This is a genomic window from Moheibacter lacus (assembly GCF_014042165.1).
In the GTDB taxonomy this organism is placed as follows: Bacteria; Bacteroidota; Bacteroidia; order Flavobacteriales; family Weeksellaceae; genus Moheibacter; species Moheibacter lacus.
In genome coordinates, this window is record NZ_JACDZE010000005.1 from 36912 (window position 1) to 52184 (window position 15273).

13 protein-coding genes and 3 tRNA genes are annotated in these 15273 nt (G+C 37.3%); 7 read left to right on the forward strand and 9 right to left on the reverse strand.

Annotated elements, in window-relative coordinates; genetic code table 11:
• Positions 1–57 precede the first annotated feature (57 nt).
• From HU137_RS12430 to HU137_RS12440, 3 genes are all read left to right on the forward strand, one after another.
• Positions 58–1020, forward strand: a complete 963-nt coding sequence (locus HU137_RS12430) for an NAD(P)H-dependent flavin oxidoreductase (protein WP_182044184.1) — start codon at positions 58–60, stop codon at positions 1018–1020.
• A 1-nt stretch (position 1021) separates the two neighbouring features.
• Complete coding sequence (locus HU137_RS12435) at positions 1022–1891, forward strand: acyl-CoA thioesterase (RefSeq protein ID WP_182044185.1); 870 nt, start codon at positions 1022–1024, stop codon at positions 1889–1891.
• 64 nt (positions 1892–1955) lie between these two features.
• Entirely contained in the window at positions 1956–3083 is a 1128-nt protein-coding gene (locus tag HU137_RS12440) for a helix-turn-helix domain-containing protein (RefSeq protein WP_182044186.1), read from the forward strand.
• 65 nt (positions 3084–3148) lie between these two features.
• Here the strand turns inward: HU137_RS12440 and HU137_RS12445 are convergent, their stop codons facing one another.
• From HU137_RS12445 to HU137_RS12485, 9 genes are all read right to left on the reverse strand, one after another.
• Positions 3149–4843, reverse strand: a complete 1695-nt coding sequence (locus HU137_RS12445; RefSeq protein ID WP_182044187.1) for an SBBP repeat-containing protein — start codon at positions 4841–4843, stop codon at positions 3149–3151.
• Positions 4844–4860: 17 nt separating this feature from the next.
• Complete coding sequence (locus HU137_RS12450) at positions 4861–6297, reverse strand: T9SS type A sorting domain-containing protein (protein ID WP_182044188.1); 1437 nt, start codon at positions 6295–6297, stop codon at positions 4861–4863.
• Positions 6298–6504: 207 nt separating this feature from the next.
• On the reverse strand, positions 6505–6972 hold the full coding sequence (locus HU137_RS12455) for a hypothetical protein (protein ID WP_182044189.1): 468 nt from the start codon (positions 6970–6972) through the stop codon (positions 6505–6507).
• 12 nt (positions 6973–6984) lie between these two features.
• Entirely contained in the window at positions 6985–7401 is a 417-nt protein-coding gene (locus HU137_RS12460; RefSeq protein WP_182044190.1) for a hypothetical protein, read from the reverse strand.
• A gap of 37 nt (positions 7402–7438) precedes the next feature.
• Positions 7439–8623: a sigma-54-dependent transcriptional regulator gene (locus HU137_RS12465; protein ID WP_182044191.1), complete on the reverse strand. Its 1185-nt coding sequence runs from the start codon at positions 8621–8623 to the stop codon at positions 7439–7441.
• Between the two features lie 61 nt (positions 8624–8684).
• On the reverse strand, positions 8685–9053 hold the full coding sequence (locus HU137_RS12470) for a DMT family protein (protein WP_182044192.1): 369 nt from the start codon (positions 9051–9053) through the stop codon (positions 8685–8687).
• A gap of 309 nt (positions 9054–9362) precedes the next feature.
• Positions 9363–9436: transfer RNA gene (locus HU137_RS12475), tRNA-Arg, on the reverse strand.
• A gap of 130 nt (positions 9437–9566) precedes the next feature.
• Positions 9567–9641, reverse strand: a tRNA-Pro gene (locus HU137_RS12480).
• Between the two features lie 14 nt (positions 9642–9655).
• A tRNA-Ser gene (locus HU137_RS12485) sits at positions 9656–9739 on the reverse strand.
• A 157-nt stretch (positions 9740–9896) separates the two neighbouring features.
• On the opposite strand from HU137_RS12485, the gene HU137_RS12490 reads away from it, so the two are divergent.
• The 4 genes from HU137_RS12490 to dnaK all read left to right on the forward strand — a co-directional run bounded on the left by HU137_RS12490 (position 9897) and on the right by dnaK (position 14993).
• On the forward strand, positions 9897–10832 hold the full coding sequence (locus tag HU137_RS12490) for an N-acetylmuramoyl-L-alanine amidase (RefSeq protein WP_182044193.1): 936 nt from the start codon (positions 9897–9899) through the stop codon (positions 10830–10832).
• 3 nt (positions 10833–10835) lie between these two features.
• Positions 10836–11468, forward strand: a complete 633-nt coding sequence (gene def, locus HU137_RS12495; RefSeq protein WP_182044194.1) for a peptide deformylase — start codon at positions 10836–10838, stop codon at positions 11466–11468.
• Between the two features lie 48 nt (positions 11469–11516).
• Entirely contained in the window at positions 11517–12734 is a 1218-nt protein-coding gene (locus HU137_RS12500) for a porin (protein ID WP_182044195.1), read from the forward strand.
• A gap of 351 nt (positions 12735–13085) precedes the next feature.
• Complete coding sequence (dnaK, locus tag HU137_RS12505) at positions 13086–14993, forward strand: molecular chaperone DnaK (protein ID WP_182044196.1); 1908 nt, start codon at positions 13086–13088, stop codon at positions 14991–14993.
• Positions 14994–15273: the final 280 nt, after the last annotated feature.

Below are 15273 nucleotides of genomic sequence, written 5' to 3' on the forward strand. Positions count from 1 at the left end.
AGTTTCCAATTCTGATGAAAAAATTTATGTAGATTTGTTATTCAAGCATAGTAAATCATGACCTTAGAAAAATTCAAATCATCACTAGACTTACCCATCATCGCTTCACCGATGTTTATCGTTTCCGGAACCAAATTGGTCACCGAATGTTGCAAAAACGGAATCGTCGGAACTTTTCCTGCTTTAAACGGTCGGACTTCAGCTGATTTTGAAAATATGCTGAATGAAATTCAGACCGAATTAAAAGAATTCGAAGAAACAACCGGTAAAAAACCAGCTCCGTTTGGGGTGAATTTAATTGTCAATAAAACCAATCCTCGCCTCCTACCCGATTTGGAAATCTGTATCAAACATCAAGTTCCACTGATTATCACTTCACTCGGAGCTGTAAAAGAAATCGTCGATGCTGTGCATGGTTATGGAGGATTGATATTTCATGATGTGGTAAAAAAACGGCATGCCGAAAAAGCAGCTGAAGCCGGTGTTGATGGAATCATTTGTGTTTCCGCCGGAGCCGGTGGACATGCCGGAACAGCACATCCTTTTGCATTGATCAATGAAATCAAATCTTTTTTTAAGGGCGCGATCATCATGGCGGGAAGTATCAATACAGGAAATGAGGTTTTGGCAGCAGAAATAGCCGGAGCTGATTTTGCTTATATGGGAACAAGATTTATCGCTACGAGAGAATGTTTGGCTTCTGATGCTTATAAAGAAATGATTGTCAACTCCGGAATCGATGATGTCCTTTATACTGATGGTGTTTCTGGTGTGAATGCCAATTTTTTAAAGAAAAGCATCGAAAATGCGGGAATAGATCTTTCAGAAAAAAAAGAAGAGGATTTCTCCAAATTGAGCGGCGAACACGCCAAAGCTTGGAAAGACATTTGGTCGGCGGGCCATGGTGTTGCAGAAATTAAAGATGTTCCTTCTGTTTCAGAATTGGTTGATCGACTGAAATCGGAATATAAATTGGCAGTAAAAAAAGCATCAGAAATTCAGGAACGAATCTCATTTTAATATGAAATCAACAAAGGACTTAATTGATCTAATCGAACTTCAATCTATTTCCGAAACTCAATTTGAAGGAAGAAGTGAAACCGTCGGAAGCCGAACAGTTTTTGGTGGTCAAGTTTTGGCTCAAGCCTTAAATGCAGCAAGAAGGACAGTTCCTCATGAAAGGGTTTGTCATTCATTGCATGGCTATTTTATTTTACCGGGAGATTTGGAAAAAACCATTAAGTTTAAAGTCCTAAAAGTTCGGGATGGTGGAAGTTTTACGACAAGATATGTGACGGCTGAGCAGGATGGAAATTCCATTTTTGTGTTGGCTTGTTCGTTTCAAAAGGAAGAGGAAGGCTATGAATTCCAGACCAAAATGCCGGAAGTTCAATCCCCTGAATCTTTGCTGAGTTGGGAGGAAATTTATGAACAAACAAAAGATTTCATGCCGGAGAATTTTACGCGATTTCTGGGTTTACCTCGTCCGGTCATTTTCAAACAAACCGTCATCAACAATCCCTTGGATCCGACAGATTTACCTCCTTTACAAAATGTTTGGTTCAAATTCAAAGAAGTTCCGGAAGATTTATCACTTCCTCATTTTCAGGAAATTTTGGCCTACGTTTCTGACTACAACATTTTAATTTCGGCGCTTCAACCACATGCTTCAAAAGCGCATTTCGGCAATACGCAATTGGCGAGTTTGGATCATGCCATGTGGTTTCATCGAACGCCCGATGATTTTTCAGATTGGTTTCTCTATCATATCGAAGTCCCAAGTACTTCGAATGCAAGAGGTTTGACCAGTGGCAAAATTTTCAGTCGGGATGGGAAATTAATTGCAACAGTTTCACAGGAAGGTTTGATGCGAAAGATGAATCCGAAATAAGTTTTCCGCAACCTAAAAATTGAGTTTCCTAAATTTGATTAAATTTGGGTAAACTTAATCCTAAATGCAAATTTCTTTTCTACAAATTTTGATGTTACTGGGTGCATTTCAAGGTTTTATCTTTAGTGGTTTTGCATTTTTTTCCAATAAATTTAAAAGTCGAAGCAATTTGTTTTTAGGACTGTTGATCCTGACATTCTCCTATAACATCCTTCAGAATTTTTTAATTATTTCCGGAATATTAAATCAATTTAACTATTTCGAAACTTTTCATATTCCTTTATCTTCCGTATTTCTGGTTTTATTCTATTTATATGTGTTGTATTTTCTTCATCCCAATCTAAAAAACAGAAAATCGCATTTTCTATTATTTGTTCCTTTTTTGATTGCGCTGCTGGAATCAATTTTAGAAAAGATTGGATTTGCGACAAAACTGTTTGATCAAAGGGATATTATTTATTTTAATTATTTCAGAATAGGATTTGAAATTTTCAATGTCATTTTTTCACTCATCCTCATTCTGGCGAGTTTTCGATTGATTCAAAATTATGAGCGAAATAGAATAGTCAAATCAAACAAACATCCCAAAATGGTAGTTAGATGGTTAAAAACCATCAGCTTCATTTTATTGGTATTGTGTCTTTATTGGCCAATTCCATTGTATTTCGAAATCAACCATGATTTGGAAACCTCAGAACTATACTTTTATCCATTATGGTTAGGTTTAGCTGTAACCATTTATACATTGGGACACATCGGATTGTATCAATATGGTGTCGTTCAGGAACAAAAAAGCATCAGAAATTATTCCAACAACCAAACAATTGCGATACATGTTGAAGTTGAAAATTCAAAAAATGAAAATGTTGAAGCATTTGAAAATTACATAAAAATTGAGAAAAATTACCAAAATCCTGACCTTTCCTTAGAATTAGTTGCTGATGAATTGGGGATCAATAAAAGTTATCTTTCAAGAATTATCAACAACGAAATAGGAAAAAGTTTTACAGATTATGTCAACGAAATGCGGGTAGAAGAAGCCAAAATCTATCTGGCCAATCCTGATTTTAAAAATTATACATTGTTGGCAATCGGTCTGGAAGCTGGATTTAATTCTAAATCAGTTTTCAATGCGGCTTTTAAAAAATTTACGGGAATGACTCCTTCCGAATACCGGAATTCAATTAAATAAAAACGAGCCAATTGAGTTGGCTCGCCTAAGGTAGGTCAGTACAGAATATTTAAGCAGAGAGGATTCTATTTTTTGATCAATTTTTTATGTTCAATTGTTTTCCCAGATTGAATTCTTGCGATGTAAACTCCTTTTGGTAAATCGCTTAAATTGATTTGAACTTCGTTCGCATTAAAGTTTTGCTTGAAATAAACCCTTCCATCCATTCCTATAATTTCTACGGAATCAATGGTTTGGCTCATCGAAATATTTAGAAGATTTTGAACCGGATTTGGATATATAGAAACATAGGTCCATTCATTTTCTTCTATTCCTAATGAATCTTGACTCAATTTCTGAACGAAAACATCCCATTCCCCGACTGAAGTATGCATATCAGTTTCTGAACTCGGGTTAAAATCTAAAGTCCCTGCAAAATAACCTGTTGTATAAATATTATTTTCTCCATCTATATCGATACCCAAACTTGTCTCTCTTTCAGTGCCACCAAATGCTTGCGCCCAGATAAATTCTCCGGCAGGATTTAATTTTTGAATAAAAATATCTCGATCACCGACAGCAGTATAACTTGCAGTTCCTGCTCCCGGATCAAAATCTGAAGTTCCGCTAAAAAAACCTGTCGTATAAACATTGCCTGAATTGTCAATGGCTACGGAATGTCCACCGTCGGCACAAAATTCACAATCTCCTCCAAAGCTTTTTGCCCATTGGAAATTTCCTGAAGCATCCAATTTCAGGATAAAAACATCATTATTCCCATTTGAAGTGAGTGTAAAAACCTCATCACTAGGATCATAATCACCTGGAAAATCAAATGAACCTGTCGTATAGACATTTCCTGATGCATCCACTGTACTCACCGGTGGATGGTAGTTATAAGCACCTCCAAATGCTTTTGCCCAAATAAAATTTCCGGAATTGTCCATTTTTTGAACATAATTTCCATAACCAAATACACTAGTAAGTGATACCGTTCCTGCACCCGGATCAAAGTCAGCTTCACCTGTCATCATACCTGTAGTATATATATTTTCTTCCGAATCAAGATTGATCGACATCCCCCAGTTTGCTTCACCATAAAAAGATTTTGCCCAAACATAGTTACCCGAGCTGTCTAGCTTAAGAATAAAGGTATTTGCCGTAGTTTCCCCCGTCGTTGAAAGCAAAGCGATTCCAGTCCCAGGGTCAAAATCTACTGTATCATAAAATACTCCTGTTGTATAAACACTTCCAGAATTGTCTACCTTGATTCCATATCCTACATCCTGACCAGAGGCTCCAATTGATTTAGCCCATAGAAAATTTCCGTTAGTATCTAATTTTAAAATAAATATATCCCAACTCCCTTCTGAACTGAGGTTTGAAACTCCTACTCCAGGATCAAAATCTACAGTTTCTTGAAAAAATCCTGTAACATAAACATTCCCAGATGGATCAATATCAATAGAATAAGAACTATCTGTTGAAGTTCCACCAAATGCTTTTCCCCAAAGGAAATTTCCATCGGCATCCAGTTTCTGAATAAAAACATCTCTCATGCCTAATGATGTTTGATTCTCCATACCAGAACCAGGATCCAAATCTATGGTTTCATAAAAAGCTCCAGTTGTATAAACATTTCCTGAAATATCCACTGCTATTGCATTTCCATTATCCGATATAGTTCCGCCAAAAGTGTGAGCCCATTCAAAATCTTGCGCATTTAAATACATTCCTATGGACAAAATCCATAAAGAAATACTGAGTATTCGTTTTCTCATTTTTAATTAGGTTTAGGTTATTCTTTGATAAACTTTTTATGTTCAACCGTATTTCCTGATTTAATACGAAGGATATATACGCCTTTTGGTAAATTACTGATGTTGATCTGTGCTTGTTTGGAAGTAACGTTTTGTTGGCTGAAGACTCTTCCGTCCATTCCTAAGACATTTACAGAATCAATTGGTTTATCAAATGCTACATTAATTGTATTTTTTGCAGGATTTGGATAAACGGAAAGAATTGAATTCTCCCTATCATCAAGACCCAATTCGGTATTAATTCCAAAAATCGTTTCGTAGGAATTCCCGCCAAAAGTTGCCGTTATCGTATACACACCGTCTATCCAGGTATTATCCGTTGCAAATTCCCAAAATCCATACGATGTCGGATAAAAATCTCCCCAATCACACACCCAATCCCAACTGTACATGATGTCGCCATTTGGATTTTTAAATTCGATATGTGTAGTATCTCCATGATTGATATCTCTGAAAAATAATTTCAAATAGAGCATATCACCCGGGATGAAATTGATTTTTTCATAAGTATTTTCAACGACCGGACAGTCTACATCCTGCGTTGCAACCGAATGCGTAGAAATCGTATTGATTCGTGGAACGGCATAAGCCTCTTGTACCTGCCACCAACTGTTATCATTCATGGAATTACAATCTCCGGTATAAGGATCGATGACATTGTTTTCGCTATCCCGCACTTCGAAATGCAAATGCGGAATGGTGCTGCTTCCTGAACTTCCGGCTACGCCTAAATATTCGCCAGCCACAACCGTTTCACCGATTTCCTTTTCATTCAGCGTATTTTTTTTGAAATGCATATAAATGGTTTGAGAACCGTCTGCATGTTCTATCACAAATCCATTCCAATTTGGATTCCCATTATTCAAACAGTTTTGATCGAAATGTCCATCTCTTTTGTTCACGATAATTCCATCAGCTGCGGCGACCACTTCCATGACATTTTCATCCATTCTTTTCCATGGATAAGGCCAAAGAATATAATCCGTTCCCTGATGATTTCCCGTTGCCCAGTCATAGGTACGATCACCACAATTATAATCCAATAACTGGTTGTTAGGCGTTAAATTCTGGTCAACTTGATTTTGTAACGTATGGTAACCATATTCGTCAAGTCCGGATTTTGGTTGATAAGGATCTACAAACATCACAGTTCCACCGCCTAAATTTGAAAAAGCATCAGGGTTATTTTGTAAAATGATGGCTTTGTTCTGAGCGATTTCGACTTCCATCTGAAATCGAGCTTGATCGGTTAAACATTCTGAATTTTCAAATTCTACCGAAACAAATTTGGACGACTGAATCGAAACACCCGGAGTCGAAAAAATTACTTGATTTGAAATGTCATGGAAACGTTCTTGAACTTGCGCGCTCATAAAAATGGGAACGCACAAAAAATGGAGTACTAATCTTTTCATGGTATAAATTTTAAAGTTGAAACAAATCTAATTATCCATGATTTTTTGAAGTACCAAATCTTGACAATGTCAAAAATCAGCACGAATAAAATTCATAAAATGCTGATTTACAACAATGTGATTAATAAAAAAACGACACAAATCAAGGTGTCGTTTTTCATTATTCAGTTAAATGATTGAAATTCTAATTCATTCTTTTAGAAAAAATCACTCGATTTTCATCGAATTTTTTAAATAATAAGCTTCCAAAATTTCAGCCATCGGATAGTCAAACCAATCGGTTTGTTTTTTGATTTTTTGATTTTGATCTAATTCTAAACAAATCACAAATCGAGTTCCTTCCACTTGTTTTCCGTTATAAGCATAAGGCATGGTCGTTCCGATAGCGATGATGGTAGAATCATTGCTCAGGATTTCATCTACTGCGATGGTTGCTTCGCTACCATATTGAAAACCTGTATCATTCCAACCATAAAATTCTTCATAAAGAAATTTAGGATCATCTGTTTCTGATTCAAATCCTACATTTTCATATTTGAATTGGTCAGCATAAAAAGACAGCATTTTATCCACTTCTTTTCTTTTTGAATAGGTTTCAAAAAAGCGTTCGCCTATCTGTTGGGTTTTGTTTTCTTTGGAACAAGAAACTATAAACAAAACTGTGATTATCAGCAAAATACGATTCATTTAGTCGGGGATTCTTTTTAAATATTGTTCTGGTTCGATATAAGTCAAACTATCTTTTCCGGTCATCGCCACCCAGGTATCATTATCAGACCAACCATAAAATTTGATGGCAACTGTTCCACTTTTTGGTTCCAATTCTATGATGGTTCCATCATCAACTTTGGACCAATTTCCATGAGCTCTTTTTCCGTTTTCTGAAGTTTCAAATGTATCTCCGTTTAATTTCAGTTCTGTTTCTTTTCCATTTATTTTCCCCTTAAATGTTCCTTCATAACTGATTTCTTCAGAATTAACAAGGGAAGTTTCTTCCATGGATTCGATGGTTTCTTGACTCAATTCGCCATCGGCTAATTTTTCTTTTTCCCCACATGAAACCATTAAAATTCCGGCAATCAATGGGATTAAAATTCTATTCATAAAATTGTCTTTAACTTTCAACGATGTATTTAGTATGTTATTTTTTTACAAAATTTTCGACATCTGATTTCGAAACCGGATTGGCACCCAAAATGAGCAATCTTTCCACGACATTTCTTAATTCTCTGATGTTTCCGGTCCAATCATATTTCTCCAAGGTTTTGACCGCATCTGCCGAAAAAGACTTTTGTGCCATACCTGTGGCATCTGCGATTTGAACCGCAAAATGATTGACCAATTCTGAAATATCTTCTTTCCGGTCATTTAATCCCGGAACTTCTATCACGATTACGGCTAATCGATGGTACAAATCTTCCCTAAATTTCCCTTCCGCAATTTCTTTTCGCAAGTCTTTGTTGGTCGCTGCCAATACACGCACATCTACTTTTATTTCCCGGTCTGCTCCTACTCTGGAGATTTTTCCTTCTTGTAATGCACGTAAAACTTTTGCTTGAGCTGAAAGGCTCATATCCCCAATTTCATCCAAAAAAATCGTTCCTCCATTGGCCAATTCAAATTTACCTTCTTTGTCTTTATGTGCACCGGTAAATGATCCCTTCACATGACCAAACAACTCACTTTCAATTAATTCCGATGGAATCGCCGCACAGTTCACTTCTATCAAAGGCATTTTATTGCGCGAACTTTTTTCATGGATATGATGCGCCACCAATTCTTTTCCCGAACCATTTGGGCCGGTGATCAAAATACGGGCTTCCGTGTCCGCAACTTTATCGATGATCTCTCTGATGGTATTCAATGCAGAAGAATCGCCGACCATTTCATATTGTTTGGCTACTTTTCGTTTCAGAGCTTTGTTTTCAGTAGTAAGTTCTTTGTTTTTGGTTAGCAATACTTTTTTGTCCAAAGCATTTCTGACTGTACTCAAAAAACGATTCAAATCCGGTGGTTTGGAAATATAATCAAAAGCGCCTTTCTTGATGCAATCAACTGCTGTCTCTATATCTCCATGACCCGAAATCATCAAAAATGATAAATCAGGATTGTTTTCAAGCGCTTCAACCAAAACCTGTACGCCATCTTTTTTTGGCATTTTTATATCACTGATAATCAGATCATAATCCGTCTCATTGATTTTATTCAATCCATCCATTCCATCTTCTGCTACCTCAACTTCGTAAGATTTGTCCTCATCAAGCAGAATGTTCTTTATCACATTTCGAATGGCTGCTTCATCTTCAATTATCAATATTTTGGGCATAATTTTTTAAAATTTGAATCCCAAATATAATGGCAAATTGTGAAATGATGAAATGCCTTTCTTATTTCTTGAAAATAAAATAAACAGCCAGCACCAAAAAAGCAAAACCAATTAAATGATTGGTTCGGAAACTTTCATTTTTAAATACTAAAAGGGTAAAAAAAGAAAAAACGATAAGGGTGATGACCTCCTGAATTACTTTCAGCTGCCAAAGGGTAAACGGGCCGCCATTTCCTACAAATCCTATTTTATTGGCCGGTATCATCGCCATGTATTCAAAAAGCGCAATCATCCAGCTGAGAAAGATAATTTTCATAAGACTCATATTGGAAAACCAGTCATATTCTTTGAATTTCAGATGACCGTACCAGGCAAAAGTCATAAAAACATTGGAAACAATCAATAAACCGATGGTGTAAAACGCTTTCATTTAGACGAATTGGATTCGGCAAATATATTTCAGAATTTCTTCTGAATTGAAAAAATTTAAGGGGAAAATATGGGGATAAGTTAAAAAAAGAAATCCGCAAACTCTTTAATATTAAGCGCTTACGGATTAAAAGTGATCGCGATAGGATTATTGCATGATCCTATGTTTCTCCTTAGTCTAAATGCAAAACACAAAATCAAAGATTTTGCTTTTTTCGTTCATTCTTCTCCTCGCTGAAATAAATTTCGCTCGTCGAATTCTAAACAAAAAAACGCTCACAGTAACCTGCGAGCGTTTTGCATCCTTAAGTGATCGCGATAGGATTCGAACCTATGACCGTCTGCTTAGAAGGCAGATGCTCTATCCAGCTGAGCTACGCGACCCTAGTTGCGTTGGGAAGCTGCCTGTCCGCCGTAGTGAAACGAAGGAGAAGGCTATGCAACCTACTGTCTTAAAAATTAAAATCTCAAAATTTCTTCACCTAAGTTACTTGAAATTTTGAGATTTAAAAAGTCGGGGTGGCAGGATTCGAACCTGCGACCTCCTGGTCCCAAACCAGGCGCGATGACCGGGCTACGCTACACCCCGAGTATTTCAAGTTGCGGAGAGACAGGGACTCGAACCCTGGCGACACTTTCGCGTCGACAGATTAGCAATCTGCTCCATTACCACTCTGGCACCTCTCCTCCTGTCTTCCTACTTTAACGTTAATCAGTTAACGAAAGCGGATGCAAAAGTAAATCCTTAGTTTCAATTTTGCAAATTCTTTTTGGTTTATTTTCATTTTTTTCTTCAATTTCTTTTTAACTATTTTTGTTTCAGCAAACTATTTAATCCAAAAAAGTGAAAAATCTATCATTCCTCATTGTCCTCACATTTTTTATTATCACCTCTTGTGCTTCTCAACCTCCAAAAATCATCAAAGAAGTGGTCAGAGATACCGTCGTCATCAATAAGATTACGGAACGATATGAATCTGCAAGAATTGCAAAATTGGACAATTATAAAATTTCGACTTCCCACTACCCTGCCAAAGGTCAAGACGAACGCATTAGGTTTTTAGTGATGCACTACACAGCTTTGGATAACGAAAAATCTTTAAATGTTCTGACCCAACAAGAAGTTAGTTCCCATTATTTAGTTCCTAATGACCGTACGGACTCTATTTTTGTACTCGTTGATGAAACCAAGCGCTCTTGGCATGCCGGTGCCAGTTACTGGAAAAATGTAAACAACATCAACTTTTCTTCTATCGGAATTGAAATCGTCAATTTCGGGTACTCGACCGCCGATCCAGTTTCTGGAGATCCCGATTTGGCTTTTACACAAAGAAACTTTTATGATTTTCCAAAAAATCAAATCGATAAAGTAGCTGAATTGGCCAAAGACATCATCGACCGATATAATATAGAACCGGTAAATGTTTTGGCGCATTCAGATGTTGCCCCACAGCGCAAACATGATCCAGGCCCAAAATTTCCTTGGAAAGAATTGTATACCAAACACCAAATAGGCGCTTGGTATGAAGATGCACAAAAAAATATATTTTTAGGTCAATTCCCTTATGCAGAAAAGGATTCTACTTCCTTTATCCTATCCGTTCAACAAGATTTTGAAAAATACGGATATGAAATTCAAAAAACCGGAATCTGGGATACCCAAACCCAAAAAGTCATCACGGCTTTCCAATATCATTTCCGTCCGGAACGTTATGATGGGATTTTGGATGCCGAAACCTGGGCGATTTTAAAAGCTTTGATACTGAAATACAGAAGTTAAAGGATGAAACTATTTTTAGCCATTCTGATTTTGGGTTTTGGGTCAAATTCATTTGGACAAAAATTTGAAAAAATATCAGAAACCGAAAAACAATTGATTGGATCGAATTCGACCGAAATGATGCGGGTTTATAACAGAAATTCCCCAACTGATTCCATCACATTAAAAGCCATTTCCCATCCGATTAAACCCAAAAACAAATGGACCCAAGTTTTAGCTGAACGCATGCTTCTCTCTGTAAAAAATGAAGGTGGAGTAGGCATCGCAGCACCTCAAGTCGGCATCAACAGAAGGATGGTTTGGGTTCAAAGATTTGACAAACCGGAAAAACCATTTGAATTGTTCATCAATCCTGAAATCATTTGGCAATCTGTATTGATGCAAAAAGGACCAGAAGGTGATTTGTCATTTGATGAAAGAGGTTTGGTGATGCGTCATTACGCTATTCAAGTTCGTTATCAAAATTTAATTGGTGAAACTTTAACTGAGATGATGGAAGGATTTACGGCGGTAATTTTCCAACATGAAAGGGATCATTTGGATGGTATTTTATTGACAGATCGAATCAAAGAACAAGAAAACATGAATTTTGAACCATCTTCTGTTAGGTCTAATTTATATTATCTTAAAAACTAATCGGGAAAGTTTGAAAAAACTTAGTTTTGCAAATCAAACCAAACAAAAGTGAACAAGCAATTTATCCTTTTCTTATTTTTGATTTTAAGTACATTCTCATTTGGACAAATTATCAAATACGATACTTTACGCGAAACCCAATACGCGGCGTTGCCTTATTACAGCTATGGTAAAGGTTTGGGATTGACTTCTCCTGATAGCATTTTCCAATTGAACATACGTTTCCGTATGCAAAACAGAGCTACATTTTATGAAGATGAATTTGGAGATGAATCGATCGATGCACAAATCAGAAGATTGCGTCTTCGTTTCGATGGTTATGTGGGAAATCCGAAATTCATGTATTCCATCCAGCTTTCTTTTGCACCGGAAGATGTAGGTGAATTGGAAGATGGTGGCAACATCAACATCATCCGAGATGCAGTTGTAGTCTATAAACCAAATGAACATTGGGATTTCAGTTTTGGACAAACCAAATTACCGGGAAACCGACAACGACTCAATTCTTCTGGAGGATTACAATTGACCGATCGAACGATCAACAATGCAAAGTTTAACATCGACCGAGATTTCGGTTTACAGATTCACAATACGAATGAATTTGAAGATAAATTGTCCTATAATTTCCGTGGATCTATTTCCATGGGTGAAGGAAGAAATTGGACGGACAATAATGACACCGGTCTAGCGCTTACCGGTAAAGCGGAGCTCTATCCATTTGGGTCATTTAAAAAAACTGGTGCTTATTTTGAAGGAGATTTGATGCGGGAAACCAAACCGAAATTGATGCTTTCTGCCGCTTATAGCCAAAACAATCAAGCCAAAAGAGAAAGAGGACAATTGGGCAAGGAATTGTTTGCTTCCAGAACCATGCGTTCCGTTTTTGGGGATTTGATTTTTAAATATGACGGTTGGGCGTTTATGTCTGCTTTTATGACCAGAATGGCAGATGATCCGGTTACGGTCAATCCTGAAGATGCAAATGACATCCGCTATGTGTTTGTCGGAAAAGGAGTTGATTTCCAAGGGAGTTATTTGTTCAAAAATAATTTTGAGGTCATCGGCAGGTATTCTAACCAATGGGTGGATGATGAAATCCGAAATTTCGAGCCCAATACACAACAATTCAGTTTGGGCCTTACCAAATACATTTGGGAGCATGCTTTCAAACTTCAAGCAGAAGCAACTTACGAAACGCACGATTACTTTTTGGATGAAAACACCAACAATTGGTATGTTCGTTTTCAGGTAGAAATTGGGATATAGAAATACAAATTATCAAGTAAATTTAAACCTCCAAATATTTCTTGGAGGTTTCTTTATATGAACCTCAGAGAATTATTAAAACGGTATAAATGCGTGAGGGATAGTAGCGGCATCCTTTTGCGAAATGCAATGAAGCAAAAGATACAGCGGATAGCCAGTTCCCGTTGCGAGAATATTTAAAATCAATAATCGAATTTTCATACAACGGGGCACGCCAAAAAGAACATTAAAAACCCAAAATATGCCAAGCTGTCATAAGTTCCTGACAAAATTTTCTAATTCTTCCATTGGCATAGTCATTGCCTATTTAGAAGAAAATCAAACTTTAATTAGAAAATAAAAAAATAGAAAATGAGTAAAATAATTGGAATTGACTTAGGAACAACAAACTCCTGTGTAGCAGTGATGGAAGGTAGCGACCCAACCGTTATTCCAAACGCAGAAGGTAAAAGAACGACTCCTTCTATCGTTGCCTTTGTAGAAGGTGGCGAGAGAAAAGTAGGAGATGCGGCAAAAAGACAAGCCGTAACCAATCCGCAAAAAACGATTTATTCGATCAAACGTTTCATGGGAACTAAATTCTCTGAAGATGCAAAAGAGATTGAAAACGTTCCTTATACCGTAGTAAAAGGAGACAATGATACGCCACGCGTAGAAATTGATGGAAGAACCTATACGCCACAAGAAATTTCGGCGATGATTCTTCAAAAAATGAAGAAAACAGCTGAAGATTATTTGGGACAAGAAGTAACCCGTGCGGTCATCACCGTTCCGGCTTACTTTAACGACGCCCAACGTCAAGCGACCAAAGAAGCAGGTGAAATCGCAGGACTAAAAGTAGAAAGAATCATCAATGAACCTACGGCAGCTGCACTTGCTTATGGTTTGGACAAAGGAACAGGCGATAAAAAAATCGCTGTTTATGACTTAGGAGGTGGTACATTTGATATTTCCATTTTGGAATTAGGTGACGGAGTTTTTGAAGTATTGTCCACAAATGGTGATACCCATTTGGGTGGGGATGATTTTGACAATGTGATCATCAATTGGTTAGCAAGCGAATTCAACGCTGAAGAGTCTGTCGATTTGAAAAAAGATCCGATGGCATTACAACGTTTGAAAGAAGCAGCTGAAAAAGCCAAAATCGAATTGTCTTCTTCTTCTCAAACCGAAATCAATTTGCCGTATATCACAGCAACGGCTTCGGGACCGAAACACTTGGTAAAAACTTTAACAAGAGCCAAATTTGAACAGTTGAGCGATGATTTGATCCGTCGTTCTATGGAGCCTTGTAAAAAAGCATTGAACGATGCAGGCCTTTCAGCTTCCGATATAGACGAAGTAATTCTGGTAGGTGGTTCAACCCGAATCCCAAAAATTCAGGAGGAAGTCGAAAAATTCTTCGGAAAAGCGCCTTCAAAAGGTGTTAACCCGGACGAAGTAGTTGCCATCGGTGCTGCAATTCAAGGTGGGGTTTTGACTGGAGATGTGAAAGACGTATTGTTGCTAGACGTAACACCATTGTCTTTAGGAATCGAAACTTTGGGTGGTGTTTTCACTAAGTTGATTGACGCCAACACGACGATTCCAACCAAAAAGTCTGAAACTTTCTCTACGGCTGCGGACAATCAGCCTGCTGTAACATTGAGAGTTGGACAAGGAGAAAGATCCATGTTTAACGACAACAAAGAAATCGGTCGATTTGATTTGACTGACATCCCGCCTGCTCCGCGAGGTGTTCCACAGATCGAAGTCACCTTTGACATCGATGCAAACGGTATCCTAAATGTGTCTGCAAAAGACAAAGGAACCGGAAAAGAACAATCGATCAAAATCGAAGCTTCTTCAGGACTAAGCGATGCGGACATCGAGCGCATGAAAAAAGAAGCACAAGAAAATGCTGCAAAAGACGCCGAAGCCAAAGAGAAAATCGAGAAAATCAATGGTGCTGATGCCTTAATCTTCCAAACGGAAAAACAATTGAAAGAGTTTGGGGATAAGATTCCGGCCGATAAAAAAGCGCCGATTGAATCTGCATTGGAAGACTTGAAAGCGGCTCATGCGACACAAGAAGTTGCACAAATCGATCCGGCAGTTGAAAAACTAAATGAGGTTTGGGCAGCGGCTTCTCAGGAAATTTATGCAGCGATGAATGAACAACAAGGAGGTGCAAATCCGGGCGCAAACACTGAGTCTACAAACGAAACAGCCGATGCAGATGATCAAGTGGAAGATGTAGATTTTGAAGAAGTGAAATAATAAATTAGAATTTTCCATAGTAAAACCTTGGCAGAAATGTCAAGGTTTTTTTTATTCCAATTATCTATTTAGATTTTAACCAAATAAGATCGTTCAGATTTTTAGTTGATAAGATGTAATTTATTCTTTCAAAAAAGAAGAGATAATTCAAATTATTGTTATACATTCGCTGGAACTAAACTAATCTAATCTATTTTAAAATTGAAGGCCTATTTAAAAGCTACTTCAAAAAAACATACCGTACCTATAACCTATTCATTTCCAATTCGGATATTGTTTT

What these genes read in the sequence shown, in the direction of transcription:
- HU137_RS12430 (WP_182044184.1), top strand. Translation starts at nt 58, where the DNA reads ATGACCTTAGAAAAATTCAAATCATCACTAGACTTACCCATCATCGCT.
- HU137_RS12435 (WP_182044185.1), top strand. Translation starts at nt 1,022, where the DNA reads ATGAAATCAACAAAGGACTTAATTGATCTAATCGAACTTCAATCTATT.
- HU137_RS12440 (WP_182044186.1), top strand. Translation starts at nt 1,956, where the DNA reads ATGCAAATTTCTTTTCTACAAATTTTGATGTTACTGGGTGCATTTCAA.
- HU137_RS12445 (WP_182044187.1), bottom strand. Translation starts at nt 4,843, where the DNA reads ATGAGAAAACGAATACTCAGTATTTCTTTATGGATTTTGTCCATAGGA.
- HU137_RS12450 (WP_182044188.1), bottom strand. Translation starts at nt 6,297, where the DNA reads ATGAAAAGATTAGTACTCCATTTTTTGTGCGTTCCCATTTTTATGAGC.
- HU137_RS12460 (WP_182044190.1), bottom strand. Translation starts at nt 7,401, where the DNA reads ATGAATAGAATTTTAATCCCATTGATTGCCGGAATTTTAATGGTTTCA.
- HU137_RS12465 (WP_182044191.1), bottom strand. Translation starts at nt 8,623, where the DNA reads ATGCCCAAAATATTGATAATTGAAGATGAAGCAGCCATTCGAAATGTG.
- HU137_RS12470 (WP_182044192.1), bottom strand. Translation starts at nt 9,053, where the DNA reads ATGAAAGCGTTTTACACCATCGGTTTATTGATTGTTTCCAATGTTTTT.
- def (WP_182044194.1), top strand. Translation starts at nt 10,836, where the DNA reads ATGAAACTATTTTTAGCCATTCTGATTTTGGGTTTTGGGTCAAATTCA.
- dnaK (WP_182044196.1), top strand. Translation starts at nt 13,086, where the DNA reads ATGAGTAAAATAATTGGAATTGACTTAGGAACAACAAACTCCTGTGTA.